Origin of the sequence: Campylobacter sp. BCW_4332 (assembly GCF_001763175.1) — a bacterium.
Classification (GTDB): Bacteria; Campylobacterota; Campylobacteria; order Campylobacterales; family Campylobacteraceae; genus Campylobacter_D; species Campylobacter_D jejuni.
Genome location: NZ_MJYF01000012.1, coordinates 1 through 25,828, shown reverse-complemented (window position 1 = coordinate 25,828; position 25,828 = coordinate 1). Strand labels below are relative to the sequence as shown.

26 protein-coding genes, 1 tRNA gene and 1 pseudogene are annotated in these 25,828 nt (G+C 30.4%); 12 read left to right on the top strand and 16 right to left on the bottom strand.

Annotated features, from left to right (window positions below; genetic code table 11):
* Nucleotides 1-34 precede the first annotated feature (34 nt).
* Nucleotides 35-1,867, bottom strand: a complete 1,833-nt coding sequence (gene ciaB / locus AJN64_RS00740) for an invasion protein CiaB (protein WP_070292540.1) — start codon at nucleotides 1,865-1,867, stop codon at nucleotides 35-37.
* A 61-nt stretch (nucleotides 1,868-1,928) separates the two neighbouring features.
* On the opposite strand from ciaB, the gene AJN64_RS00735 reads away from it, so the two are divergent.
* Nucleotides 1,929-2,342, top strand: coding sequence for an acyl-CoA thioesterase (locus tag AJN64_RS00735; protein ID WP_002853544.1), 414 nt, complete (start codon nucleotides 1,929-1,931; stop codon nucleotides 2,340-2,342).
* A gap of 39 nt (nucleotides 2,343-2,381) precedes the next feature.
* Here the strand turns inward: AJN64_RS00735 and kcuS are convergent, their stop codons facing one another.
* The 9 genes from kcuS to AJN64_RS00690 all read right to left on the bottom strand — a co-directional run bounded on the left by kcuS (nucleotide 2,382) and on the right by AJN64_RS00690 (nucleotide 10,322).
* Entirely contained in the window at nucleotides 2,382-2,579 is a 198-nt protein-coding gene (gene kcuS / locus AJN64_RS00730; protein ID WP_002867452.1) for a KCU-star family selenoprotein, read from the bottom strand.
* Nucleotides 2,560-4,671: a carbon starvation CstA family protein gene (locus AJN64_RS00725; RefSeq protein ID WP_070292539.1), complete on the bottom strand. Its 2,112-nt coding sequence runs from the start codon at nucleotides 4,669-4,671 to the stop codon at nucleotides 2,560-2,562. The genes kcuS and AJN64_RS00725 overlap by 20 nt, the downstream gene beginning before the upstream one ends.
* Nucleotides 4,672-4,837: 166 nt before the next feature.
* Nucleotides 4,838-5,767, bottom strand: a complete 930-nt coding sequence (locus tag AJN64_RS00720; protein ID WP_002861611.1) for a ribose-phosphate pyrophosphokinase — start codon at nucleotides 5,765-5,767, stop codon at nucleotides 4,838-4,840.
* 107 nt (nucleotides 5,768-5,874) lie between these two features.
* Nucleotides 5,875-6,534, bottom strand: coding sequence for an amino acid ABC transporter permease (locus AJN64_RS00715; protein ID WP_053872756.1), 660 nt, complete (start codon nucleotides 6,532-6,534; stop codon nucleotides 5,875-5,877).
* Nucleotides 6,535-6,544: 10 nt separating this feature from the next.
* Nucleotides 6,545-7,297, bottom strand: a complete 753-nt coding sequence (locus AJN64_RS00710) for an amino acid ABC transporter permease (protein WP_002853332.1) — start codon at nucleotides 7,295-7,297, stop codon at nucleotides 6,545-6,547.
* 1 nt (nucleotide 7,298) lies between these two features.
* Nucleotides 7,299-8,078 carry a bifunctional adhesin/ABC transporter aspartate/glutamate-binding protein PEB1a gene (gene peb1A / locus AJN64_RS00705; RefSeq protein WP_044779228.1) on the bottom strand — a complete coding sequence of 260 codons (780 nt, stop codon included), beginning with the start codon at nucleotides 8,076-8,078 and terminating at the stop codon, nucleotides 7,299-7,301.
* A gap of 21 nt (nucleotides 8,079-8,099) precedes the next feature.
* Entirely contained in the window at nucleotides 8,100-8,828 is a 729-nt protein-coding gene (locus AJN64_RS00700) for an amino acid ABC transporter ATP-binding protein (protein WP_052858624.1), read from the bottom strand.
* 135 nt (nucleotides 8,829-8,963) lie between these two features.
* Nucleotides 8,964-9,752 (bottom strand): CheR family methyltransferase, encoded by a 789-nt coding sequence (locus AJN64_RS00695; RefSeq protein ID WP_053872753.1) that lies wholly within the window; start codon nucleotides 9,750-9,752, stop codon nucleotides 8,964-8,966.
* A 15-nt stretch (nucleotides 9,753-9,767) separates the two neighbouring features.
* Nucleotides 9,768-10,322 carry a CheB methylesterase domain-containing protein gene (locus AJN64_RS00690; RefSeq protein WP_002861616.1) on the bottom strand — a complete coding sequence of 185 codons (555 nt, stop codon included), beginning with the start codon at nucleotides 10,320-10,322 and terminating at the stop codon, nucleotides 9,768-9,770.
* 163 nt (nucleotides 10,323-10,485) lie between these two features.
* On the opposite strand from AJN64_RS00690, the gene rpiB reads away from it, so the two are divergent.
* Genes rpiB through ychF form a run of 6 tightly spaced genes read left to right on the top strand, consistent with a single transcriptional unit; the run spans nucleotide 10,486 to nucleotide 14,963 of the window.
* Nucleotides 10,486-10,923 (top strand): ribose 5-phosphate isomerase B, encoded by a 438-nt coding sequence (gene rpiB, locus AJN64_RS00685; protein WP_002861617.1) that lies wholly within the window; start codon nucleotides 10,486-10,488, stop codon nucleotides 10,921-10,923.
* A complete protein-coding gene (locus AJN64_RS00680; RefSeq protein ID WP_002853247.1) occupies nucleotides 10,923-11,255 on the top strand; it encodes a membrane protein in 333 nt (110 codons plus the stop codon). The genes rpiB and AJN64_RS00680 overlap by 1 nt, the downstream gene beginning before the upstream one ends.
* The gene (apt, locus tag AJN64_RS00675; protein ID WP_044779227.1) at nucleotides 11,252-11,800 is read left to right on the top strand and encodes an adenine phosphoribosyltransferase; all 549 of its coding nucleotides are present in this window, start codon (nucleotides 11,252-11,254) and stop codon (nucleotides 11,798-11,800) included. Before AJN64_RS00680 ends, apt begins: the two co-directional genes overlap by 4 nt.
* Nucleotides 11,801-11,818: 18 nt before the next feature.
* Nucleotides 11,819-12,415: a DedA family protein gene (locus AJN64_RS00670; RefSeq protein ID WP_002861619.1), complete on the top strand. Its 597-nt coding sequence runs from the start codon at nucleotides 11,819-11,821 to the stop codon at nucleotides 12,413-12,415.
* On the top strand, nucleotides 12,412-13,863 hold the full coding sequence (locus AJN64_RS00665; protein WP_070292538.1) for a leucyl aminopeptidase: 1,452 nt from the start codon (nucleotides 12,412-12,414) through the stop codon (nucleotides 13,861-13,863). Before AJN64_RS00670 ends, AJN64_RS00665 begins: the two co-directional genes overlap by 4 nt.
* Entirely contained in the window at nucleotides 13,860-14,963 is a 1,104-nt protein-coding gene (ychF, locus tag AJN64_RS00660) for a redox-regulated ATPase YchF (RefSeq protein ID WP_053872309.1), read from the top strand. Before AJN64_RS00665 ends, ychF begins: the two co-directional genes overlap by 4 nt.
* 21 nt (nucleotides 14,964-14,984) lie before the next feature.
* On the opposite strand, the gene argH is transcribed toward ychF, so the two are convergent.
* From argH to AJN64_RS00635, 5 genes are read right to left on the bottom strand one after another with little or no spacing between them, the layout of a single operon-like run.
* Nucleotides 14,985-16,367 carry an argininosuccinate lyase gene (argH, locus tag AJN64_RS00655; RefSeq protein WP_053872310.1) on the bottom strand — a complete coding sequence of 461 codons (1,383 nt, stop codon included), beginning with the start codon at nucleotides 16,365-16,367 and terminating at the stop codon, nucleotides 14,985-14,987.
* Nucleotides 16,368-16,376: 9 nt separating this feature from the next.
* Nucleotides 16,377-17,951 (bottom strand): phosphoenolpyruvate carboxykinase (ATP), encoded by a 1,575-nt coding sequence (gene pckA / locus AJN64_RS00650; RefSeq protein WP_004305981.1) that lies wholly within the window; start codon nucleotides 17,949-17,951, stop codon nucleotides 16,377-16,379.
* A 12-nt stretch (nucleotides 17,952-17,963) separates the two neighbouring features.
* Entirely contained in the window at nucleotides 17,964-19,763 is a 1,800-nt protein-coding gene (locus AJN64_RS00645) for a biotin/lipoyl-containing protein (protein ID WP_002861624.1), read from the bottom strand.
* A gap of 31 nt (nucleotides 19,764-19,794) precedes the next feature.
* Nucleotides 19,795-21,135: a sodium-dependent transporter gene (locus tag AJN64_RS00640; RefSeq protein ID WP_052949386.1), complete on the bottom strand. Its 1,341-nt coding sequence runs from the start codon at nucleotides 21,133-21,135 to the stop codon at nucleotides 19,795-19,797.
* A 12-nt stretch (nucleotides 21,136-21,147) separates the two neighbouring features.
* Complete coding sequence (locus AJN64_RS00635) at nucleotides 21,148-22,482, bottom strand: sodium-dependent transporter (protein ID WP_044306028.1); 1,335 nt, start codon at nucleotides 22,480-22,482, stop codon at nucleotides 21,148-21,150.
* Between the two features lie 232 nt (nucleotides 22,483-22,714).
* Between AJN64_RS00635 and AJN64_RS00630 the strand changes: the two genes are divergently transcribed.
* The 5 genes from AJN64_RS00630 to AJN64_RS09355 all read left to right on the top strand — a co-directional run bounded on the left by AJN64_RS00630 (nucleotide 22,715) and on the right by AJN64_RS09355 (nucleotide 24,990).
* Nucleotides 22,715-23,053 (top strand): F0F1 ATP synthase subunit C, encoded by a 339-nt coding sequence (locus tag AJN64_RS00630; protein WP_053872311.1) that lies wholly within the window; start codon nucleotides 22,715-22,717, stop codon nucleotides 23,051-23,053.
* Nucleotides 23,054-23,088: 35 nt separating this feature from the next.
* Nucleotides 23,089-23,174 (top strand) — tRNA-Leu (locus AJN64_RS00625).
* 204 nt (nucleotides 23,175-23,378) lie between these two features.
* Nucleotides 23,379-24,290, top strand: a complete 912-nt coding sequence (locus tag AJN64_RS00620) for a tyrosine-type recombinase/integrase (RefSeq protein WP_052775544.1) — start codon at nucleotides 23,379-23,381, stop codon at nucleotides 24,288-24,290.
* Between the two features lie 8 nt (nucleotides 24,291-24,298).
* Entirely contained in the window at nucleotides 24,299-24,598 is a 300-nt protein-coding gene (locus AJN64_RS09450) for a tyrosine-type recombinase/integrase (RefSeq protein WP_053872312.1), read from the top strand.
* 11 nt (nucleotides 24,599-24,609) lie between these two features.
* Nucleotides 24,610-24,990 (top strand): hypothetical protein, encoded by a 381-nt coding sequence (locus tag AJN64_RS09355; protein WP_070292537.1) that lies wholly within the window; start codon nucleotides 24,610-24,612, stop codon nucleotides 24,988-24,990.
* 50 nt (nucleotides 24,991-25,040) lie between these two features.
* Here the strand turns inward: AJN64_RS09355 and AJN64_RS09865 are convergent.
* Nucleotides 25,041-25,828: pseudogene (locus tag AJN64_RS09865) on the bottom strand (tyrosine-type recombinase/integrase); the annotation flags it as partial.

The window sequence follows — 25,828 nt, the reverse complement described above, 5'->3', positions numbered from 1 at the left end:
ACAGCTTTTTTTAAGTTTTTTTCAAAAAACTTTATTATTTTTTCTTATATCTTTCAAATTCTCCGCTATTATCAATTTCATTACCAATTTTCTCGTATAAATCATAATAAAATTTAACAAATTCTTTACACTTAGGCATAATAGGAAGAAAAATATCATCTTCAATTTCACAAAATCTACTTAAAAACTCTTTTGCATCAAGTCTTAAAGCATAGTGTTTTGCCAATTCATGATAATTTTTTAAAGTTAGTTCTTTAAATTTTTCATAATGCCCTAAATCAAAATTTATCTTCAAATTATTATTTTCAAAAATCAATACTTCACTTTCAAAAAGCAAACTAAGATGAATAAGTCCTTCTGTATAATAAGGTCTAACTTCATCAACCCTTTGCCAAGAAATAAGTCCAATAGCCCTTTTTATAAGTTCATGAAAAACAGGCATTATCAAGTCATCTTGTTCGTGATAAAAGAAATTTATAAGTCCACCTGTAGTAGCTTTATATTCTTCTATATTTTTAAAAAAACCACTCTGATTCATTGTTTTTTCAGTATCATTAGCAATAAAAAATATATGACCAAATTCATGGCCTATAGTTGATACTTCATAAACCCTTTTCCAAATTTTTTCCTGATAAAATAAAATATTTCTTCCAAAATCCAAAAATTCTTTATCAAAAATCTCGCTAGAAATTTTCATAAAAGGCTTTGTTTTAGCATTTTCATATACAAAATTTATAAAGGCAAATATTTTTTTGCCCGCCTTAGAACTTACAAACTCATCATTTGGAACGACTTGAGCTGAGAATAAACCTTTAAGTTCAGCACCATAAAATATCATCGGAGTGCAAATATAAAGTTGAGTTTTTTCTATATTAGATAAAACTTCTTTTTCTAATTCACAATCTTCAAGTCCTATATTTTTATAAACATGTTCAAAACTTTCCTTAATTTCACTACCAAATTTCAAAACATCAAAATCATTCTCATCTTCTATTCTTATATCCCATTCTAATGCCACCGCATGAGTATAATTATCTTCATAATATTCTAAAGGATGTCCCACTTGTAAAGGTGATTTTACTTTCATCCAAGCAAATTCAGCTTCTTGCCAAGCTTTTATAACCCTATCTTCATCTTTTTCACAAAACGCTAATTTTAATTTTTCAAAATATTCTATATAAGCTTTTTCCTCTTCGCTGCTAGCAAATATTTTAAGCTGATCAATCATATTTTCAAAAGCAAATTCTAATTTTAAAATTTCATTCTCGAAAAATCTCGCATAAGGAACAAATTTCCATAAATTTCCTATTCTAACTAAAACACCATAGCTTCGCTCACAAATTTCTCCTTCTGGAGTTTTTTGATATAAATGATTTTTACGTAAAAATTCCATTGCATCATCTAAATTTGGGAATTGAGTAGATAAAATTTTATTATTTTTTTCTATAATTTCTTTAGTCCAAGAAATTTCAAAAATATTCATAATTAAACCTATATTATGCACTCCTTGTATTAAAGACTGATAAAAATTATTTAAAAGTTTTTTCTCTTTTATTTCATTAATTAAATTTTGATGTTCTTTTTCATAAAACTTTCTAACCTCTTCATAGAACTTATGTTTTAACTCTATAATCTTATCTTCCTTAAAGTTGTTTTTTTTCCACTCTTGAACTAAATTTTCTTCTTTTAAATCAATCAAACGCCTAAGTATGGCTAGCATAGTTGTTTTATCTTGTTTTAACTCACTTAAAGAAATCAAAGATCTAAAATACTCGCTCACATCTTCTTTGTCTAAAAACTCATATAACGCATTATTTCTTTCTTTGTATTTTCTAACCAATTTAGCTATTTCTTTAAAATTATTCATACTTTTATTCTCCTTTTTAACTTTTTTAATTATAATTCATTTTTTAAAATAAGGAGTAAAAATGAGAGATATGGGAGAACCAAAATTAAAAATTGTAGCTATGCCAAGTGACACAAATCCAGCAGGAAATATTTTTGGCGGATGGATACTTTCACAAATCGATTTAGCAGGAGCTATCGCAGCAAGAGAACTTTCTCCTGAACGCGTTGTAACCATCTCTATGGATAAAGTAGTTTTTAAAGAACCTGTTTTTATAGGCGATATAATTTCTTGTTACTCTAAAGTTGTAAATGTGGGCAACACTTCAATCAGCGTTGAAGTAGAAGTCACAGCTCAAAGGGTGGATTCTCAAGGTTGTACTTCTTGCATTAATGTAACTTCGGCTTTAGTAACTTATGTAAGTGTTACAAGAGATGGAAAGAAAAAGCCTATTAGTGAAGAACTTAAAAGAATTCATGGCTTTTTAAATGCTTAAAGCTTATTTTGTATGATAAAACTTTATCCTTTAAGCTTATCAGCATTTATTTAAACCGCCACTATTATATTTTTTATCTAGACATTCTTTGAAAAATTCCCCTCTGGTTTTTGGAATTTTTCCTGGATGTTTTTGTTTCATGTGTTCTAAATACTTATCATAACTAGAAAGTCCCACCAAGGGATGAAAAAACCTTTCGGCTTTTTCATAATAATACTTAAATTTTTTGAAATTCATCAATCTTAATATACTTAGTTTCTTTAAGAGGAATTTTAATTTTACCTAAACAAATTCCTATACAAGAAATTATAACAAGCAAAGTAGCTATCATAAAGAACACACAAAGAATTGCATTAAGTAAATTTCCAACTTTATTTTGAGTGGCTATTGAAATTTCTTTTTTAATTGTAGAAATTTCTTTTTCATCTTTAGTATTATTTAATTTAAATTCTAAATCTTTAATTTTTTGACTTTGTATGCTAACGGCGGCTACATGACTTACCGCATTTGCTACTTTATTGCCTTCTTCATAAGGCATAATTTTTTGAATTCCTCCATACAGAGTTGCCACTAAGACAAATACCGCAGGTACTAAAGTAACCCAAGTATATCTTGCCTTGCCCATTTTTACAAGTATAGTTGTAGCAAGAAGCAAAGCCATACCCGCAAGCATTTGATTACTCACGCCAAAAAGAGGCCAAAGCGTATAAATTCCTCCCTTAGGATCAATGGCACCTTGATAAAGAAAATATCCCCAACCTGCAACACTTAAAGCCGTAGCCAAAAGTCCAGCTGGATAATTATGAATATCTCCTAAAGGTTTATAAACATTACCCAATATATCTTGCACCATAAAACGACAAACCCTTGTCCCAGCATCCACCGCTGTTAAAATAAATAAAGCTTCAAACAATATAGCAAAATGATACCAAAAAGCCATCAAATCCACGCCGCCAAAAAGTTCATGCAAGATCAAAGCTACACCTATAGCAAAAGTTGGAGCTCCACCTGTTCTTGAAAGTATAGTATGCTCTCCTATATTTGCGGTTAAAGTAGTAATTTCTTCAGGAGTAATACTAAATCCCCAACTTGAAATGGTTTGTGCTACATTTACAACATCTGTTCCTATCAAAGCAGAGCTTGAGTTTATAGCAAAATAAAGACCTGGATGTAAAATACAAGCACAAATTAAAGCCATAATCGCCACAGCGCTTTCAGCAAGCATAGAGCCATATCCAACAGCCAAAGCATGAGTTTCGTTTTCAAGCATTTTAGGAGTAGTTCCACTAGAAATCAAAGCATGAAAACCACTGATCGCACCACAAGCAATGGTAATAAATAAAAATGGAAACACTCCACCTGCAAATACTGGACCTGTTCCATCAAAATACTGAGTATTTGCTTTTGGCATTTGTAAATCAGGAGCAACCAAAACAATAGCTACAGCCATTACCACAATAACACCGATTTTCAAAAAAGTTGAAAGATAATCTCTTGGAGCAAGTAAAAACCACACAGGTAAAACAGAAGCAATAAAACCATAAGCCATCATAACAATTGCCAAAGTTGGAGCTTCTAAAGTAAATATTTTAGCCCAATAAGGATCAGCAGCTATAACGCTACCATAATGAATAGCCAAAATTAAAAGCACAAAACCTATTATAGAAGCCTCCCCTACTCTACCTGGACGGATAAAACGCATATAAATTCCCATAAATATTGCTATAGGAATAGTCATTGCGATAGTAAATAAACCCCATGGAGATTCTGCTAAAGCTTTTACAACCACCATAGCTAAAATGGCAATAATAATAAGCATAATGCCAAAAATCGCCACCATAGCAACTCCACCTGTAAATTTACCCATCTCATCCTTAATCATCTCGCCAAGACTTCTACCTTTTCTACGAGTAGATATAAAAAGAACAACAAAATCATGCACAGCACCCGCTAAAACTCCTCCTACTAAAATCCAAAGCATAGAAGGTAAATATCCCATTTGAGCAGCCAAGATAGGTCCTACTAATGGACCTGCTCCTGCAATAGCAGCAAAATGATGTCCAAATAATACAGCCTTATTTGTAGGCACAAAATCACGCCCATCATTTTCTACAAGTGCTGGTGTTGCGCGATTTTTATCAAGTTCTAAAACCTTATAAGCTACAAAATACCCATAAAATCTATATCCTATCATATAAATACATATAGCAGCAACCACCAAATAAATCGCTGATACACTTTCGCCATTTTGTAAAGCTAAATAACCAAAACAAATAGCGCCTAAAGTTGCAACAAGCAACCATAAAATTTTAGCACTTAACTGAGTCATAATTTCTCCTAAGAAAATAAAATATTTTCAAAGAATAACAGATTTATAGATTAAATTGTATAGAAAGATGTTTAGTTTTTTCACATTTTTAAAAAATATATGTTTTTTGTTTCTTTAAGTAGCATAAAAATGAAAAGCTTAAAAACAATCTTTAAGCTTTTTTAATCTAAATAAAGAGAGAATTTACACTTTCGTTATGATAAACACGACGTATTACTTCAGCAAAAACAGATGTAACACTTAATACTTTAATATTTGGTAATTGCTCTTTTAAAGGTATGGTATCTGTTACTACAAGCTCATCTAAAGCTCCACTTGCTATTCTCTCATAGGCTTTTCCACTTAAAACTGCATGAGTACAGCAAGCCATAACAGATTTTGCACCTTTTTCTTTTAAAGCTTCTGCAGCTTTAACTATAGTGCCAGCAGTATCAATAATATCATCTACTAGGATAACTTCTTTATCTTTTACATCTCCAATGATGTTCATTACTTCACTTTCATTGGCTTTTTCGCGACGCTTATCAACTATAACTATATCAAGTCCTAAATGCTTTGCAACACTCCTAGCTCTTGCAACACCGCCTATATCTGGACTTCCTATAATAGCATTTTTAAAATGTTTGGCTTTAATATAATCATTAAAAACTATACTTCCATAAAGATTATCTACTGGAATATCAAAAAAACCCTGAATTTGCCCTGCATGCAAATCTATCGTAGCTACGCGATCAATCCCAGCTGCCTGAATCAAATTAGCCACAAGTTTAGCAGTAATTGGCACCCTAGGATTTGCTTTTCTATCTTGTCTCGCATAGCCAAAATATGGGATAATAGCCGTAATCGAATTTGCACTTGAGCGACGCAAAGCATCTGTAAGAATTAAAAGTTCCATTAAATTATCGTTTGTAGGAGCGCAAGTACTTTGAATAATAAAAACATCCTTTCCGCGTACGCTCTCATCAATTTGAACACTAATCTCTCCATCACTAAATCGTTTTACTCCAGCATCACTTAAAGGCAGGGAAAGATATTTAGAAACTTGTCTTGCAAATTCCACATTAGCTGAGCCTGAAAAAATTTTATAACCTCGCATAAAAAACCTTAATCAATAAAATTATGAATTAATACAAAAGATTTTAATAAAAAAAATGTTAAAAACTGCTGTAAATTTAAAAAGCTTATATAAAAATATAAGCTTTTTTAAGAAATGTAAGCTGTCTTTTTAGCATAATATCTTACTAACATAGAAAGTGAAAAACATATTATAAAATAAATTCCCGCAACAACACCTATCATCGCTAAAATTTCTTCAAAACTTCTTAGTTTTGCCAATATAGTTTTTGAATTATAAGTAAGTTCAGCTATACCTAAACCCGCTAAATAAGCTGTATCCTTTACAGTGGTTACAATTTGAGATAATAAAGCAGGTATTATTTTTCTAAAAGTTTGTGGTAAAATAATATAAAAAAGAGTAAAAAATTTACCAAAACCTTGAGAATAAGCTGCTTCAAACTGACCTTTTGGTATAGAATTTAATCCACCTCTAATAATTTCAGCCATAACCGAACTCGTATAAAGTGAAAATCCTATAGTACCCCAAAAAGCTTGAGGAAATTGTCCAAAAAATACAGGTAGAACAAAACAAGCTGCAAGCATCCATAATAATAAAGGAGTATTTCTAAAAATATCTATATAGCAAGCTGCTAAAAATTTACTTAATCTATCCCCATAATTTTTAGTTATAGCTAAAAAAGTTCCAAAAATAATCGAAATAATACAAGTTGCTAAGGCTATTTTTAATGTCAGAAATAAACCTTGCATTAAAAATTCAATATTTTGTGCATTAAAAACATTTTCCATTAACAACCCTTTATCTCGTTAAATGTGCTTTTTTTAATTTATTTTCATAAGCTTTTGCAAAATAAGCCAAAGGATAACAAATTATAAAATATAAAACCGCTGCAAATATATAAGCTGGCGCATAATTTCCATAATCAGCTGCATAGCTATCAGCAGAATGCATTAACTCAGCTCCACCTACAATAAGCAATACAGAGGTATTTTTGATTAAATTTACCATTTGATTGGTCATCGGTGGTAAAATAATTCTAATGGTTTGAGGTACTATAATATAACGCATTTGTTGAATATAAGTAAACCCTTGAGACGCAGAAGCTTCAAACTGACCTCTTGGTACAGCCAAAATTCCACTTCTAACCACCTCGCTTACATAAGCTCCGTGATAAGCCCCAACACCCAATACACCAATAGTAAATATATCAAGCCTTATACCTAAAACAGGCAAGGCATAAAACAAAAAGAAAATTTGTATTACCAAAGGAACATTTTGAAAAAGCTCTACGTAAATTCTAGTGTAGGCTCTGATAATTTTAAATCTACTTGTAGCCATAACTCCGCCTATAGTTCCAAAAATTGTAGCTATAAGCAAAGCAAGAATGCTTACTTCTAAAGTATAAATAAAACCATTAATAAAAGCATCTTTATTATCCAAAGCATCTAAAAATTTCCATACCGCAAAAGGGCTTATACTATTTTCATCATATAAACCCCAAGAAGTAAGAATTTGTCTTAAATGTTCAACAAAACCTACACTTTCATTCATATTATAAACCCCATTTTTTCGCTAAAGCATCAATTTCACTTTTATGTTCTTTTACAAAATCATCAACATATTTTGCAAAAGCTGGATCATCTTTTTTGGTTACAATACCATAACTTTGTGGTTCAAAACTATCTGGTAAAATTTCACTTTTATCATCCACATAACCTAACAATATTGATTTGTCTACAGAAAACGCATCAACTCTTTTAGCATCTAAAGCAGCTTTTATACTTGGATAATCAGGAAATTCACTAAATTTAACATCGACACCAATTTTTTTAGCAGCTTCACCTATAGCTTTTTTTGTAGTTGCAGCTTGAGCTACTCCAATATTTGCACCTTTCATATCAGCTAAAGATTTATATTTTTTTTCTTTTAAAACTAAAAGCCCTATAGCATCTTGATAATAAGGCTCTGAGAAATTATAAATTCTTTTTCTCTCTGGAGTAATAGTAAAAGTTGCTATCACTGCATCTACACTACCATTATCAAGCAAAGGGCCTCTTGTTTTAGCATTAACTGCGACTAGTTTTATTTTTTTATCATCACCTAATATACTTTTAGCTAGCAATTTGGCAACATCTACTTCAAAACCTTTAATTTCACCTGTTGCTTGATCAAGTAAAGCATAATGTGGAACATCATTTTTAACACCAACTATTAATTGTCCTTTAGATTTAATAGACTCAAGTTTACCTTCTGCTGCATTAGCATTACTGAATGCAACACAAGCACCTAGAGCAAAAACTGCCAACTTTAATAAAGATTTTCTAAAAACCATTTTTTCTCCTTTCAATTTTGGTTAATTTTTAAGAATTTTCCCTAAAAAGAGTCGCGCTCTTTCGGTTTTTGGATTTGAGAAAAATTCACTAGGAATATTTTCTTCCACAATAGCGCCATCTTCCATAAAAATAATCCTATCTGCTACTTCTTTTGCAAAACCCATTTCGTGTGTAACAACCACCATAGTAGTATTGCTTTGGCGTGAAATTTCTTTCATTACATCTAAAACCTCTTGTATGGTTTCTGGATCAAGGGCTGAAGTAGGTTCATCAAATAAAATATAGGGTTTTTTAGTACAAAGTGATCTTGCTATAGCAACGCGTTGTTGTTGTCCGCCTGAAAGGGTTGCTGGATAAACATTTGCTTTATCCACTAAACCTACGACTTTTAAATACTTAAAAGCTGTTTCTTCAGCTTCTTTTTTAGATTTTTTTTGAAGTTTCATTGGAGCTAAGGTTAAATTTTGCAAAACCGTCATATGTGGATATAAATTAAAATGCTGAAAAACCATTGCACAATATTTTCGACAAATTTCAATTTTATTTTTATGATTTAAAACAAGATTGTTAACTACTACCTCGCCTGAACTAACTTCTTCAAGCCCATTCATGCAACGGATAGTTGTACTTTTTCCACTTCCACTTGGACCTATAATAACAAGCTTCTCACCTTCTTTAACAGAAAGATTGATATTCTTTAGAACATGATGAGTTCCGTAGTATTTATTTACATTTTTTAATTCAATCAAGTTTTTTCCTTTATTTCTAACTAAATATAAAATTAATTAAAATTATTTTATCATTAAATAAAGAAAACTACTTCAAAATGTAACTTATTTTTACCAATAAATTTCCAAAGTGTAACTTTTAGTAATTTTTAGAATTTATACTTTTTCATAGTAAACACCTCTTGGAGAGAAAATCTTTTTAAAATAAATAGTCTCTGGAATCAAATCAGCATTGCCAATATAAAGCCTTCCTTTGTCATTTAAAATTCTATGAAATCTCTCCATAAGTTTTAGTTTTGATTCATGATCAAAATAAATAATCATATTTCTAGAAGCTATAATATCAAATTTTCCCAATCTTGAAAATTTTTCTTCAAAAACATTGCAAAGTTCAAATTTACAGGTACAAAGCTCATTTTTATTAATAGTATAAAATTTATCTTCGCTTTCTAAAAAAAACCTTCTTTTTTCACTCTCACTCAATCGCTGTAAAGTTCTTCCTTGATATTTTCCAAGTTTTGCTTTTTCAATCACGCTTGAATTAATATCAATGCCTAAAACATACATATCTTTAATAAAATTCTGTGCAGCCAGTAACGCTAAAGAATATACTTCTTCTCCACTTGAACAAGGGGCACTTAGGATATTTACTCTCTTTTCTAAGCTTTTGGCATAATAAATTATTTCTTTCAATTGAGCCAATTCTCTTAAAAAATAAGTTTCACCTATGGTTACAAAATCTAAAGTTTCTTGTTTAAGTTGTCTATTACTTTTTAATTTTCCCAAAAATTCGGAAAAATTTTTAGTATTAGTTCCTTCAAGAAATTTATTCAACTTTAAAGCTAATATATTTTTTTTATCGGTTAAATCAATACCGCTCATTTCGTTGATAATTTTTATAAATTCATTAAGTTCTAATTCGCTAGGAGTTATTTTTTTTTCCATGTAATTTTCCTTTTATTAATCCTGATCAATAAAATTTATAATTTCTTTTTTAATTTCTTTTAAGCTCATAGGTTTTAAATGTGGATTCATATCTTTTGCTCTTTTTGGCATACCATAAACGACGCTATCTGCCTCATTCTCACATAAACATCTAACCCCTGTTTTATAAAGCTCAAATAAACCTTTTGCGCCATCATCTCCCATACCCGTTAAAATAATAGCAAGTATTTTATTTGTTTTTGCCAAAGAAACAGCGGAATGAAAAAGCAAATCTACACTTGGCTTAAAACTTGATACCACATCTTGCCAAGAGGCTACAATATTTAAATTTCCAGATAAAATAGTATTTTTAGGGCAAATATAAATTTTATTGCTTAATATCTCTTTATCGTTCAATAAGCACACTTCACTAAAAGCCTCCTTATTAAATTGCCCCACAAAAGATGGAATAAAACTGACACTCATGTGTTGAGCTATAACTACACAAGTATTTTTTATATCAATATCCTTTAAAAGAAATTTAAGCTGATTAGGACCACCTGTTGAAGATCCTATAAGTATGAGCTTCATTTTCTTCTCCCCTTAATTTATTGAAATTTTATTTTTCTTGTCGCAAATTCTAACATATATAAAGAAAAATAAAGCTTATTTTTAAAAAAAGAAAAGCTGTTTTTATGATTTAATATGATAAGATTAGATTTTTATCTTATTTTATATAGTAATTAGGAAACCAATGCTTAGGGAAAAAATTTATATTGCTAGCGATCATGCTGGTTTTGAATTAAAAGAAAAAATTTGCGTATTTTTAAAAGAAAAAAATATAATTTTTAACGATTTAGGAACAAACACTTGCGCAAGCTGTGATTATCCTGATTATGCACATTTACTTGCCGAAAAAATAGACAAACGAAGCTTTGGCATTCTTATTTGTGGAAGTGGAATTGGAATTTCTATTGCAGCAAATCGTCATAAAAACATTCGCTGCGCATTATGCCATGAAAGCTTAAGTGCGGAACTTGCAAGAAGACATAATGATGCCAATGTTTTGGCATTAGGTGGAAGATTAATCGGGATTGAATTAGCTACAGATATTATAGAAAAATTCATTCAAACTCCTTTTGAAGAAGGGAGACATATGCAAAGAATTCAAAAAATTGAGGTAAAAATATAATGTTTACAAACTGGCTTGTTTTAACTATATTAATTTGTGCAACTATCTATCTGATTGTAATGTTGTTTTACTATAAAACTCTACTTAATAAAGAAAAAACATCAAAAGATTTTATCAAAAACAATCTTGATGATACTGAGATTGTTATTAGAAAACTACAAATCCAACTTCAAAGAAGTCTTGGAAATATAGATATACTCACAGAAGAGCTTAATAAAATCAAAGCAGACCTTACATCTTTAAGAACTAGAAATTCTCAATATCGTTTAGAAAATGACAAACTAAGACAAAGAATTAAAGAATTAGAAGCAAAAATCGAGGCATTATTATGATAAAACTAACACAAGAAGAACAAAAATACCTGCTTGATAGCATTAGAATTATTGCTGATTTTCCAAAAAAAGGAATTATTTTTAGAGATATTACCACTCTACTAAATAACAAAGAGGCTTTAAATTTTCTACTTAAACATTTAAAAGAACGCTACAAAGATTACAATCTAGACTTCATAGCAGGAACAGAAAGCAGAGGATTTATCTTTGCATCTATGATTTGTGCAAAACTTAATCTTCCTTTTGTGCCTATTAGAAAACCTGGAAAACTCCCTTTTGAAACCTTTAGCTGCGAATATGATCTTGAATATGGCAGCGATAAAGTAGAACTTCATAAAGATGCATTTAAAAATATTCAAAATGCAAAGGTTTTACTTGTAGATGATTTAATAGCAACTGGCGGAACAGCTATAGCTTCGTATGAACTCATTCAAAAAGCTGGAGCAAAATGCGTTGAAGCTTGTTTTTTAATGAATCTTAAAGATTTAAATGGAGCAAATAAACTTGAAAAACTTACTTCAGTTTATAGTGTTTTAGAAATTTAAAACTATAGAAAGGCGCAAATGGAAGAATTTTTAAAAAATTTACTTTACCAATACAAAGATCTAGCATATATTATTATTTTTTTATGGTGTATTTTAGAAGGGGAGTTGGCTTTAATTTTGGCAGGTATTTTTGCCCATCAAGGACATGTAAATTTAGGCTTTGTTATATTTATAGCAGGACTTGGTGGTTTTGTAGGCGATCAAATTTATTTCTATATAGGAAGATATAATAAACGCTACATACAAAAAAAATTAAAAACCCAAAGGCGTAAATTTGCAGTAGCACACTTACTTTTACAACGTTTTGGTTGGCCTATTATTTTTATACAACGCTATATGTATGGCTTTAGAACCATTATACCTATGAGTATAGGAGTCACGCGTTATAGTGCAAAAAAATTTGCTATTATCAATCTTTTTAGTGCTTGGGTTTGGGCATCAATCACTATACTTTTAGCTTGGTATTTTGGAGAACAAATTTGGAAGATGGTGACTTGGGCTGAAGAACATTGGTATTATGCAGCCATTATTATTATAGCTTTTTTATCCCTTTTATTATTTGGTTTTAAACAAATGGAAAAAGCTATACTTAAAGATAAAAGGAAAAAATCATGAAATTTGAATTAAACGATAAAAAACTAGATGCTATAAAAGCAGACTTTGAACTTATTTTTATACAGGATAAAAATTTAAAAAATTTTAACAAAGAAAAAGATTTTTTTAAACTTAATAATTACAAAGGCGAAGGTGTATTACTAGACTTAAACAATAAAAAGCTTTATTTAGAGCTTAAAAGCCTTGCTTATGAGGATATAAGATTAAGTCTTTGCACAGCATATAAAACTCTTGAAAAGCTTAATATAAAAAGCGTAAAACTTCCTAGCATAATAGGAGATTGTGTAGTTAGAAGTTTTACATCTTTAGTTGAAGGCGTACTTTTTGGAGCTTATAAATTTGACAAATATAAAAGCGAGAAAAAAACAAGAACTTTAGAAAGATTTATTATTTCAAGTGAAGAATTAAATGGTAAGAAATTTAATAAAGATGAAGCTAAGATAGGTTTAGAGCGTGGAGAAATTTTATCCAATGCTACAAATTTTACCAAAAATATAGTCAATGAAATTCCTGAAATTTACACCCCTTTAAAAATGGCAGAAGATGCGCAAAATTTAGCTAAAGAAAATAAAAACATTATTTGTAAAATTTATGATGAAAAATTTTTGGCCAAAGAAAAAATGAATGCTTTTTTGGCAGTCAATCGTGCCTCGGTACATCCACCACGCCTCATTCATCTAAGCTATAAAGCCAAAAATGCAAAAAAACGTGTTGTATTTGTTGGAAAAGGCTTAACTTACGATAGCGGTGGATTAAGCTTAAAACCAGCTGATTTTATGCTTACAATGAAAGCTGATAAAAGCGGTGCAGCAGCAGCAATGGGGATCATAAAAGCCGTAGCCGAGCTTGCTTTAGATTTAGAAGTGCATTGTATTTTAGGTGCAACTGAAAATATGATAGGCGGCAATGCTTATAAGCCTGATGATGTGTTAATCAGTCGCGAAGGCGTAAGTATAGAAGTAAGAAATACAGATGCAGAAGGACGCTTGGTTTTAGCTGATTGTCTTTCTTTTGCACAAGATTTAAAACCTGATTTACTTATCGATATGGCAACACTTACTGGAGCTTGTGTTGTAGGACTTGGAGAATTTACAAGTGCTATTATGGGAAACAATGAAGAATTGCAAAATGATTTTTATCTAAGCTCTAAAAAAAGTGGAGAATATACTACAATCTTACACTTTAACCCCCACTTAAGAGAACTTATAAAATCAAATATTGCCGATATTAGCAACACTGCCTCTAGTCGCTATGGAGGCGCAATTACCGCGGGGTTATTTTTAGATAAATTTATTCGTAAAGAATATAAAGACAAATGGTTACATCTTGACATAGCAGGACCTGCTTATACGGAAAAATCTTGGGGATATTCTAGTTTTGGTGCAGGTGGAGCTGGAGTTAGAATGTGTGTTAATTATCTAATTCAAATTTTAAGGAAAGCTAAATGAGTTTAAGCGTAGGTATAGTAGGACTTCCAAATGTTGGCAAATCAACGACTTTTAATGCTTTAACTAAAGCACAAAATGCCCAAAGTGCAAACTATCCTTTTTGTACCATAGAGCCTAACAAAGCCATGGTTGAAGTTCCTGACTTAAGACTTAATGAACTTGCTAAAATCGTAAAACCTGAAAGAATTATGCATTCTTTAATAGAATTTGTAGATATCGCTGGACTTGTTAAAGGTGCAAGTAAGGGTGAAGGCTTAGGAAATAAATTTCTTTCAAATATACGCGAAACTGAGATCATTTTACACATAGTGCGTTGTTTTGATGAAGAAAATATCACCCATGTTGAAGGTGGAGTTAATCCTTTGCGTGATGTAGAAATTATCAATACAGAGCTTATTTTAGCAGATATTGAACAACTTAGTAAAAAAATAGAAAAACTCACCAAAGAAACCAAAGCCAACCAAAAGGGTGCTAAAGAAAGCCTCGAACTTGCAAATTCTTTACTTGATCATTTAAACAAAGGCTTAGCTGCAAGTTCTTATCCTGAAAAAGAAAACGAAATTTATCAAGCCTTAAGCAAAGAATTAAGACTGCTTTCTGCTAAAGAAGTGATTTATGGTGCAAATGTTGATGAAAATGGTATTAGTGAAGATAATGATTATGTAAAAGCTTTAAAAGAATATGCTAAAAAAAATGATCATGAAGTTATCAAGCTTTGTGCAAAAATCGAAGAAGAATTAGTAGGATTAAGCGATGAAGAAAGCCATGAATTTTTAAGTTCTCTAGGAGTTAACGAAAGCGGTCTTGATCAAATCATACGCACTGCTTTTACTAAGCTTGGACTGATCAGTTATTTTACCGCTGGTGTAGTTGAAGTGCGTTCTTGGACAATCAAAAAAGGCTGGAAAGCACCAAAAGCAGCGAGCGTGATTCATAATGACTTTGAAAAAGGCTTTATAAAAGCTGAAGTTATTTCCTATGAAGACTATATCCAATACAAAGGCGAAAATGGCGCCAAAGAAGCAGGAAAGCTACGCCTTGAAGGAAAAGACTATATCGTTTTAGACGGCGATGTAATGCATTTTAGATTCAATGTTTAGGCAAAATAGCCTAAACAATATTTATAAATTTTGAATAAAACCTTCCAAAATTTGAATTTGCTTTTCTACGCTTGCAATAGAACTTGAGCCTTCACTTTGCTTAGAATTTAAAGAAAATTCAAAATTTAAAAGTTCCATAGCTTTTTCATCAAATACAGGATCTATTTTTGAAAGATCTTTAATTTCACTTATATCAATACCTTGTGCTTCAGCTTGTGCAACAACATTTCCCACTATAAAATGTGCTTTTCTAAAAGGAATATTTTTTTCACGCACCAAATAATCCGCCAAATCGGTAGCCAACAAATGACCTTTTTTACAAGCATTAAGCATATTTTCTTTATCAATTCGTATTTCTTTTAACATTGCATTTAAGATGATTAAACTATCTTTAGCGGTTTTTACACTATCAAAAAGCCCTTCTTTATCTTCTTGCATATCTTTATTGTAAGCTAAAGGTAGAGCTTTCATTATAGTCAAAAGAGAAATCAGATTTCCATAGACACGCCCTGTTTTTCCGCGTATAAGTTCACAAACATCGGGATTTTTTTTCTGAGGCATGATAGAACTTCCTGTTGAAAAACTATCACTTATGGATATAAAAGAAAATTCCGAACTTGAAAATAAAATCATTTCCTCGCAAAGTCTTGAAGTGTGTGTAAAAATAACTGCTATATCATAAAGTAAATCAAGAGCAAAATCTCTATCACTCACTCCATCCATAGCATTTGGCATAATATCTTTAAATCCTAAAATTTTAGCGTTCAACTCACGATTGGTGGCATAGCTTGTTCCTGCACACGCACAAGACCCAAGTGGCGAAAAATCAGCGAGTTCTAGACTATTTTGCAAACGCTTAATATCTCGCATTAGCATAAAAGCATAAGCTAAAATATAAAAAGAAAAACTCACAGGCTGAGCGTGTTGTAAATGTGTAAAACTTGGCATAATAGTTTTTTTATGCACTTTGGCATGTTCGAGCATGGTTTGAATCAATTCTTTTAAAAGCTTTATAAGTTCAATATGAGATTTTTTGACAAAAAGTTTAAAATCAGTAGCCACTTGATCATTTCTACTTCTTGCAGTATGAAGTCTTCCACCAATTTCACTACCTATAAGCTCGCTTAAACGCTTTTCTATAGCCATATGAATATCTTCATCTTTAATATCAAAAATAAATTTGCCTTGCTCTATTTCACTTCTAACCTGCTCTAAACCTTTTATAATAGCATCTAATTCTTCTTTTTTTAAAATACCACAACTTTCAAGCATTGTAGCGTGTGCTATAGAACCTTGTATATCTTCATTGAACAAAGTTTTATCTACATTTAAACTTGCATTAAATTCTTTTAAAAGCTCATCACTTGCACCACTAAAGCGTCCTGACCACATTTCATTTTTCATTTAAATGCCTTAAATTTTTGGTCCAAATTTGCTAAATTCAATGCCTTCTTTGACATCTTCATAACGTTTAAAATTTTGTATAAACATATGTGCTAATTTATCTCTTGTTGCAATATAATTATTTTTATCTGACCAAGTATTTATAGGATTTAAAAGCGTGCTTTCTACACCTTCTAAAGCTTTTGGAATAGCTAAATCAAACACTTCAAAATTTTCAAATTCGCATTTTGCAATACTTCCATCTAGAATAGCATTAATGCAAGCCCTAGTAGCCTTAATGCTCATTCTTTTACCCACACCGTAGCTTCCACCGCTCCAGCCTGTATTAACAAGATAAACATTAGCTTCATGCTTTTCAATCTTTTCACCAAGTAATCTCGCATAAACCGTTGGATGCAAAGGCATAAAAGGTTCTCCAAAACAAGCTGAAAAAGTTGCTTGAGGTTCTAAAATACCACGCTCAGTTCCAGCTACTTTTGCTGTATAACCACTTAAAAAATAATACATAGCCTGCTCTTTGCTTAGTTTACTTACTGGAGGTAAAATTCCAAAAGCATCTGCACTTAAAAATATAATATTTTTTGGATGCCCTGCTTTTAGACTAGGCTCATGATTTTCAATATGCTCTATAGGATAAGAAACTCTTGTATTTTCTGTTTTTGAAGCATCAGCATAATCAACACTCTTATCGGCTCTTAAAACTACATTTTCTAAAAGTGCATTTCTTTTAATGGCACCATAAATTTCAGGCTCATGTTCAGGATCGAGATTGATTGTTTTTGCGTAACAACCACCCTCAAAATTAAATACACCTTCATCATCCCAACCATGTTCGTCATCACCTATAAGTTTTCTTTTTGGATCGGTTGAGAGTGTAGTTTTTCCAGTGCCACTAAGTCCAAAGAAAAGTGCTACATCACCTTTTTCTCCGACATTTGCACTACAATGCATAGAAAGTTTATTTTCTAGTGGCAACCAATAATTCATCATAGAAAAAATACCTTTTTTCATTTCTCCGCCATACCAAGTTCCACCAATAACTGCTATATTTTCTTCAACATTAAAGATTACAAAAACCTCTGAATTTAAACCATCTTGTTTGTAATCTTCATTGATACATTTGCAAGCATTATAAACAATAAAATCTGCTTTAAAATTCTCAAGTTCTTCTTGACTTGGGCGAATAAACATATTTTTAACAAAATGCGCTTGCCATGCAATTTCAGTAACAAATCTTACTGCTTTGCGACTTTGCAAAGAAGCGCCACAAAAAGCATCTTGAACATAAATTTTCTTTCCACTTAATTCTTGTTTTGCTTTGGTCAAAAGCTTATCAAATAATTCTTTTGTAATGGGCTGATTTACCTTTCCCCAAGCAATATACTTACTAGATGGATCTTGTTTTACAAAATATTTATCTTTAGGACTTCTACCTGTAAAAATCCCTGTATCTACACAAAAAGTATCATTATCCGTACTTAAACCTTCATTATTTGCTTTTTCATGAGCATTTAATTCATCATAACTTAAATTATGAAAAATTTCTTTTATATTATCCAAACCTAAATTATCAAATTTTTTCATCTTTCCCTCACTTTAATTCTTATAGATAGCTAATACTTCGCCTTCGTTAACAGTATCGCCTATTTTAATACAAAGCTCTGAAATAATTCCATCTTTTGGAGCATTAACCTCAATCTCCATTTTCATTGCTTCTAAAACCATGATGGCTTGACCTGATTTTACTTCTTCACCTTCGTTAACATAAATTTTAAAGACATTACCTGAAATACCTGCTAAAACTTCATTTTCAGCATCTACAGAACTTGTTGAATTTGAAGAAACAATATTTTTATTTTCTTCTACTTTTTTTACACTTTTAACATTAACATCTTTATCAAAACCATAGCTTACCTCTACATGATATTTATTACCATTTACAGCTACGGTAAATTTGTTTTCATCTACACTCATAGGCTTTGGCATACTAGCTAATTTGCGTACATTTACCTTTGCCTCTCCTTTTAAAAATGCTATACCTTTTTCTTTACAAGCTGCTGCAATAAATATATTTTCTTCACTCGTTTCTATACTCTCTTTTTCAAGCAAGGTTTTGGTATAAACTATACTTTTACTCTCATCTTTATCAGCTATATTAATAGCAAGCTCTGTAGTAGGTTCTAAATTAAGTTGTTTTGAAGCAAGTTCAACAATATTTGCATCGGGTGTAACAGGAGTTTTTCCAAAATAACCAAGAACCATTTTTCCATAACCTTCTGCTATTTTTTTCCAAGGTCCAAACATCACATTATTAAAAGCTTGTTGAAAATAAAATTGAGAAACTGGAGTAACCGAAGTACCAAATCCACCTTTTTCTACAACTTCTCTCATAGCATGAATGACTTGTGGAAATTTATCTAAAATATTATTATCTCTCATCATTTGTGTATTTGCTGTTAAAGCTCCTCCTGGCATAGGAGAAAAAGGAATAAGTGGATTTACCATAGTAGCTTCAGGTGGTAAAAAATATTCTTTTAAACAATCTTTTAAAACTTCTTCGTATTTTAGAATTTTTTCTTCCTCAAGTCCGCCTAAATCATAATCTTTGCCTTTTAAAGCATGCATCATGGTTAAAATATCAGGCTGAGAGGTTCCGCCACTTACTGGAGCCGCAGCCAAATCGATACCATCAACCCCTGCTTCAAGTGCTGCAAGATAGCAGGCTATACTCACTCCTGCAGTTTCATGCGTATGAAGTCTAATGTGTGTATCTTGAGGTAAAATTTTTCTAGCCATTTTAATGGTTTCATAAATTTTATTTGGATTAGAAGTCCCACTTGCATCTTTGAAACAAATACTATGAAAAGGAATTTCTGCTGCTAAAATTTCTTTTAAAATTTTTTCATAAAAAGGCACATCATGGGCACCTTTACAATTTGGCGGTAAATCCATTAAAGTAATAGTAATTTCATGCTTTAACCCATGTTTTACTATACATTCACCACTAAATTTTAAATTATTTACATCATTAAGGGCATCAAAATTTCTTATCGTTGTAGTACCGTGTTTTGCAAAAAGTTTTGCATGCAAATCAATAAGTTCACTACTTCCAGTATCTAAAGTAACGGTATTGACCCCTCTTGCTAAAGTTTGAAGATTGGTATCTTTTCCTACAATAGCCCTAAATTTATCCATCATGGTAAAAGCATCTTCATTAAGATAAAAATACAAGCTTTGAAATCTAGCACCACCGCCAAATTCAAAATGTGTAATGCCTGCTTCTTTTGCTGCTTCTACTGCAGGAAAAAAATCATCCATTAAAACCCTAGCTCCATAAACAGACTGAAAACCATCCCTAAAGCTTGTATCCATTACATCGATGAATTTTTTAGCCATTATTTTTCCTTAAAAAAATATTTTTTCATTATTATACAAAAATTTGATAACACATTACCAAAATTATTGCTATAGGCGATATAAAACGAATAAAAAACAACCAAATTAAGAAAATTTTTCGACTTATAAATTTAGAAAAAATTTTATAAATTTGTTTTTTATTCATAAAAAAACCTACAAATATAGAGCATACTATAGCACCAAGTGGAAGTAAAAAATTTGAAGTTAATTTATCCAATAAAGTAAAAAAATCTTTACCAAAAAAACTAAACATAGAAAAAAAATTTAAATTTAATGACAAGATACAACAAATTCCAAAAACAAAAACAAATAAACCTATTAAAAATAGAGCTTTAACACGAGAAATTTGATAGTTATTAATCATATAAAAAGTTAAAGGCTCTATCATTGAAACAGCTGAAGTAATACCAGCAAAAAAAAGTGCTAAGAAAAAACAAAATGCAAAAATATAGCCTAAAGCTCCAAGTTGATTAAACAAACTCATCAAGGATACAAAAACAATTCCTGCTCCTTGAGTATGCGGATCGGCTCCAAATTCAAAGATAAAAGTAAAAACAATAAGTCCCATGATAAAAGAAATCAATAAGTTAATCAAAACAATATACACTGAACTTTTTATAAAATTTGTTTTTTTATCCAAGGCTGATGAATATGTAACTATACAACCTATTCCCAAGCATAAGGTAAAAAATGCAAGCCCTAAAGCTTCGGCAATAGAGCTAAATTTAAAATGTGAAAAATCAGGATAAAATAAATAAGAAAAAGCATTTGCAAAACCTTGCTTAAATCCCATACAATAAAACAACATAAAAACAAGCATTAAAAATAAGCTAGGCATTATAACAACATTTAATTTTTCAATCCCTTTGATTAAACCTTTAGATACTATTAATAAAGTAAGAAAAAAAGATAAAATGAAGAAAAAAACAGAACTTGTCAAATTTGCAGTAATTAAATTCTGAAAATTACTTGCTGCTTCATCTAAGGTTTTAGGAAGATAATAAAGACTAACTACAGTATATTTTAAAACCCATCCCATAATAACTAGATAAAAAGAGAGAACAAAAATACCACCTAACATAAAAACGCCTCCATATCGCCATCTATTGCCATATTTTATGGCAAGATTTGAATAAGCATTTGCAAGATCACTTTTACTTAAACGTCCCATAGCCACTTCAGCCAAAAAAATACTAAATCCTATGGTTAAAGTAAAAAACAAATATAAAAGCACAAAAACAAAACCACCATTTTCTGCACTTAAGGTTGGAAATTTCCAAGCATTACCTAAACCAACGGCTCCACCAGCAACAGCCAATACAAAACCGATTTTTGAAAAATATGTTCTCATTATTTTTCAAACTCACTTTAAAAAAGCGGCTATCATAACTATAACAACAGCCAAAGGGGAAATAAATCTCAAAAACACATACCAAAGTTCAAAAAATATACCCCTCATATAAGGTTCAAATAAAATTTTTAAAGCTTCTTTTTTCATCACAAATCCCACAAAAATAGCTGCCAAAATTCCACCTAAAGGCATAATAACCTTGCTTGAAACACTATCAAGCAAATCAAAAAAACTCATTCCAAAAAATCCAAACTGAGTACTTTTTAAAGAAGATAAAATACACAACATTCCTAAAATATAAACAACAATTCCTATTAAAATCAAAGCTTTTTTACGGCTCATGCCAAAAGTATTAATAAGATAAAAAGCAAAAGGCTCTATCATTGAAACAGCTGAAGTAATACCAGCAAAGATTAAAGAAATAAAAAATGCTGCTCCAAAAATACAACCAATCACCCCAATTTTTTCAAATAAAGTAGCCAAGGAAATAAAAACAAGTCCTGGTCCTTGCTGATTAGGATTGTAACCAAATTCAAAGATAAAAGTAAAAACAACCAAACCCATTAATAAACCAACTAAAAGATTGATAAAAATAATATTTAAAGTACTGGTAATAAAATTAGTTTTATCAGGCAGACTAGCAGAATAAGTAATAATCGTTCCAACGCCCAAAGAAAGACTAAAAAAAGCAAGTCCTAAGGCTTCAAGAACATTTGAGGTGTTGATTTTGGAAAAATCAGGTACAAAAAGAAATTTAACCGCCATTATAAAACCATCTTTGCTAATAGCATAAACAAGCATCAAAATAAGTAAAATAAACAATGAAGGCATCATCCAAACATTTAACTTTTCAATCCCATTCTTAACACCTTTAGAGACAGTATAAAAAACACATAAAAAAACCAAAGTAAAACAAATAAACTGACTTAAAAAATCCTCACTTGTAAAAAATCCAAACTGTGCTTTACTTACTTCTAGATCCATAGGCAAATTTCCAGTGATACTTAAAAACACATATTTAACTATCCAGCCAATCACCAAGGTATAAAAAGAAACTATTAAAATCGCCCCCACCATAGTAAAACCAACATAAGACCAAGCTTTTTTATTTGAAGGTGCTAACTTTTCATAGGCATTAACCGGATCTTTTTCACTAATTTTTCCTATGCTAAGCTCAGCTAAAAATATCACAAAACCTACACCTAAAGTAAGAATTATATAAAGCAAGATAAAAGCAGATCCACCACTTTGACCTACTAGTGTTGGAAATTTCCAAGCATTACCCAAGCCCACCGCTGAACCTGCTACCGCTAAAATGAAACCTATTTTTGAAAATTTAGAACTCAATGTTACAACCTTAACTTAAAAATTATTTTAAAATATTATTAAAGCAAAAAAACTTTTAAGCTTTATTGAAAACAATCAAATTTAAATCAAAAATGTGAATTTTTGTAAATTTCAATAAAAATAAAGATACTTTTGGTTATAATTCGGCTTTATTTTTAAGTCTTAAGTAGGGATACGCAAGCCGAACTGATTTAAAAATTGAAAAAAATTTTTTTATAGAAAGGTTAAGATAATGAAAAAAGTTCTTTTTTTATTATTAGCATGTGCAGCAGTAGCTTTTACAGCTGAAACTAATGCTCCAGTAGAGCAAGAAGCTATTAATGTATGGATTAAAGCATTTTCAGTTCTTGCAGCAGGCTTAGGTCTTGGTGTTGCAGCACTTGGTGGTGCTATCGGTATGGGTAATACTGCAGCGGCAACAATTGCAGGAACAGCTAGAAACCCTGGTCTTGGGCCAAAATTAATGACAACCATGTTTATCGCTTTAGCGATGATTGAAGCACAAGTTATCTATGCTCTTGTTATCGCGCTAATAGCACTTTATGCAAATCCTTTTATAGTTTTACAATAAAACTTATTAAAGCCCTTTTTTGGGCTTTTTTCTATGCGGTTATGGTGGAATTGGTAGACACGCCATCTTGAGGGGGTGGTGCGCTCCGCGTGTGCGAGTTCAAATCTCGCTAACCGCACCATTGATACTATAAACTACTATAAATTACTATAAATATCATACTTATAAAATATCGATAAAATAGGCATTTATAGCTATATAAAGCCTAAATTAAAGTTTTTTCCGTTAAAATCCATTTTAAAAATTTTTTCCTAACTTTTCTCCTAACTTTTTATTTTTTACCCTAAAAAGTTAGGAAAAAATATCATAAGGAGACTATTTTTCAATGCTTACACAGAAAGATATAGTAAATATTAGCCCAAAAGATAAAAAATTTTTAGTTAACGATAGTGATAATTTATTTGTATTAGTTTATCCTAGTGGCAAAAAATCTTTTGTATTTGACTATAAAGATCCAAAAACAAGAAAATTAAAAAGAATAACTTTAGGGCAATTTCCACAAATATCGATTAAAGAAGCTCGAGATAAAAAAAATGAGATAAAAATTTTACTAAAAACTAATGAAAGCATAAGAGAAAAAGAAGAGTGCGATATAAGTTTTAGAAAAATTGCTGAACAGTACTTTCTTCAAAGAAATGACATAACAAAGCGCACCCTCAATGAGTCTATTAAGCGAATGGAAAATCATTGTTATCCCATTATAGGAGATATTCCCATTAGCAATCTTAAAAGAAGCGACATTTTAAATGTACTTGAAAAAATAAAGTTACAAAAAAAATCTGAAGTTGGTAAAAAAATATTTACAACATTAGATTCTATATTAACTTATGCAGTTAACAAAGAAATGATTGAAAATAATGTTATGCTTGGCATAAAAAGAAAAGATTTGGTTTATAATAAAAAAACACGGCATTTTGCAACCATTACAGAAACTTCAAAAGTTAAAGAATTAATTGAAAATATTATTTATATACAATGTGATACAAATACAAAAATGGCAATCTTATTGTCGCTTCTTACTGCGCAAAGAAGTTTTAGCATAAGAAATGCTGCTTGGGAAGATATTGATTTAGAAAATGGCTTGTGGAACATACCTGCTTCAAAAATGAAAATGAAAAAAGCGCATTGTATACATCTAAGTGATATTGCAGTGCAATTATTAAAAGAATACAAACAAATAAGTCATCATGATCTTTTATTTAAATCCATTAAACAAAAAAGAAAGGCGATGGACTAAATGAGATCTTGAGTGATAATACAGTAAGAATGGTATTTAGAAGAATGGGATATTCAAATGAAGATTTTATTCCACATGGTTTTAGATCTATGTTTAGTACTCTAGCTCACGAAAATATTCAAAAACATCAGTTTAGTAGCAATATTATAGAAATGTGTTTGGCACATACGGAAAAAAATAAGGTTAAAGCTTCATATAATTTTGCACAAAATTTAAAAGAGAGAAGGGAGTTGATGCAATGGTATAGTGATTATTTGTGCGAAATATGCCCAAAATTAAAAGATTTTATTTTACTTGATTTTATATAAAAAGGAATAATATGAAAAACAAATATTTAAAAGAAGCATTCACTCGGGCGGAGGGGGGTGAATTTCTTGAAAATAGAGAAAATAGAGAAAATAGAGAAAAACTCATAAAAACCCTAATAATACACTTAAATTCTTATTTAGAGGCTGAAAGTAATCTACAAAAAATCAAGATTTTAGTCAAAATATATCAAAATTTACAAAAATGTAGCCGAACTCCTGTTCTTATTGACATAGAAGAACTTGAATTTAACAAAGAAGACATTTTCGAAGAATTATTTTATGCTTTAGGCGGTTTAGGAGGTATGTATTCCGTAGAAATAATACAATCAAGAATTGCAAATTTCATCAAAATACTTGGCGGAGAACCTAAACTTTTATTAGAACAATTTTAAACACATAGACTTCTTCTTGAAGTCTATGCAAATACTCAATTTTAGAAAAATTAATTATTCAATAACGCAGCTTTTATTGTATCATTTGTTGCTTTGGCATATATAGCAGTAGTATTTAGTTTTGCATGTCTTAGAATTCCACAAGGTTTGTTCCTTTGGCTGTTAATCTCATGGCTAAAGTGTGTCTAAGCAAATGAAGTCCTTTTTTGCTGATCAAAGCTTTAGCGTAAATATTATTTACAATCAAAAAAGCATTGCTTCTATTTAAATGTTTTCCTGTGCTAGTTTGCATTATGTAATCACTATCTTGGATATTTTCTTTAAAATATTCAAGCTCATCATCTACTTCTTCTTTTTTAATAAATGCAAATTGTTCTTTACCGCCCTTGCCTATTATGGATATTTTTAATATTTCATCATCAACCTCTTCAAAATCACAAAGTTTTACATTTAAAGCTTCAGAAATTCTAAGTCCTCCATAAAGCATAAGTTTTTTCTAAAACTATTGTAAACTTCTTTTTTTGCTTTTTCTTTCTCTAAAACATTATTTAGCCTTATAATTTCATTTTCATTAAGATAATTTAATTTTCTTCTGATTTTTCTGTTCTAAATCTAATTTTCTTCATATCAAAGGAAAAAACAAACAAATCATCATTATTATCGCTTATAAAAGAAAAAAAGCTAGTTAATACTCTCAAATAAGTTATTTTTGTTTTTTTTGATAGTTTATTGCCATTTTTTGAATTATTTTCTAAATAATTAAGAAAATTGACTAAAAAAGTCGTTTTTATATCGTTTATTTGCATTTCATCTTGATAATCTAAAGAATATTCTACAA

Bases quoted from the DNA above. Each gene is read 5' to 3' on its own strand.
- ciaB (WP_070292540.1), bottom strand. From the start codon at position 1,867: ATGAATAATTTTAAAGAAATAGCTAAATTGGTTAGAAAATACAAAGAA.
- AJN64_RS00735 (WP_002853544.1), top strand. From the start codon at position 1,929: ATGAGAGATATGGGAGAACCAAAATTAAAAATTGTAGCTATGCCAAGT.
- kcuS (WP_002867452.1), bottom strand. From the start codon at position 2,579: ATGAATTTCAAAAAATTTAAGTATTATTATGAAAAAGCCGAAAGGTTT.
- AJN64_RS00725 (WP_070292539.1), bottom strand. From the start codon at position 4,671: ATGACTCAGTTAAGTGCTAAAATTTTATGGTTGCTTGTTGCAACTTTA.
- AJN64_RS00720 (WP_002861611.1), bottom strand. From the start codon at position 5,767: ATGCGAGGTTATAAAATTTTTTCAGGCTCAGCTAATGTGGAATTTGCA.
- AJN64_RS00715 (WP_053872756.1), bottom strand. From the start codon at position 6,534: ATGGAAAATGTTTTTAATGCACAAAATATTGAATTTTTAATGCAAGGT.
- AJN64_RS00710 (WP_002853332.1), bottom strand. From the start codon at position 7,297: ATGAATGAAAGTGTAGGTTTTGTTGAACATTTAAGACAAATTCTTACT.
- peb1A (WP_044779228.1), bottom strand. From the start codon at position 8,078: ATGGTTTTTAGAAAATCTTTATTAAAGTTGGCAGTTTTTGCTCTAGGT.
- AJN64_RS00695 (WP_053872753.1), bottom strand. From the start codon at position 9,752: ATGGAAAAAAAAATAACTCCTAGCGAATTAGAACTTAATGAATTTATA.
- AJN64_RS00690 (WP_002861616.1), bottom strand. From the start codon at position 10,322: ATGAAGCTCATACTTATAGGATCTTCAACAGGTGGTCCTAATCAGCTT.
- rpiB (WP_002861617.1), top strand. From the start codon at position 10,486: ATGCTTAGGGAAAAAATTTATATTGCTAGCGATCATGCTGGTTTTGAA.
- AJN64_RS00680 (WP_002853247.1), top strand. From the start codon at position 10,923: ATGTTTACAAACTGGCTTGTTTTAACTATATTAATTTGTGCAACTATC.
- apt (WP_044779227.1), top strand. From the start codon at position 11,252: ATGATAAAACTAACACAAGAAGAACAAAAATACCTGCTTGATAGCATT.
- AJN64_RS00670 (WP_002861619.1), top strand. From the start codon at position 11,819: ATGGAAGAATTTTTAAAAAATTTACTTTACCAATACAAAGATCTAGCA.
- AJN64_RS00665 (WP_070292538.1), top strand. From the start codon at position 12,412: ATGAAATTTGAATTAAACGATAAAAAACTAGATGCTATAAAAGCAGAC.
- ychF (WP_053872309.1), top strand. From the start codon at position 13,860: ATGAGTTTAAGCGTAGGTATAGTAGGACTTCCAAATGTTGGCAAATCA.
- argH (WP_053872310.1), bottom strand. From the start codon at position 16,367: ATGAAAAATGAAATGTGGTCAGGACGCTTTAGTGGTGCAAGTGATGAG.
- pckA (WP_004305981.1), bottom strand. From the start codon at position 17,951: ATGAAAAAATTTGATAATTTAGGTTTGGATAATATAAAAGAAATTTTT.
- AJN64_RS00645 (WP_002861624.1), bottom strand. From the start codon at position 19,763: ATGGCTAAAAAATTCATCGATGTAATGGATACAAGCTTTAGGGATGGT.
- AJN64_RS00640 (WP_052949386.1), bottom strand. From the start codon at position 21,135: ATGAGAACATATTTTTCAAAAATCGGTTTTGTATTGGCTGTTGCTGGT.
- AJN64_RS00630 (WP_053872311.1), top strand. From the start codon at position 22,715: ATGAAAAAAGTTCTTTTTTTATTATTAGCATGTGCAGCAGTAGCTTTT.
- AJN64_RS00620 (WP_052775544.1), top strand. From the start codon at position 23,379: ATGCTTACACAGAAAGATATAGTAAATATTAGCCCAAAAGATAAAAAA.
- AJN64_RS09355 (WP_070292537.1), top strand. From the start codon at position 24,610: ATGAAAAACAAATATTTAAAAGAAGCATTCACTCGGGCGGAGGGGGGT.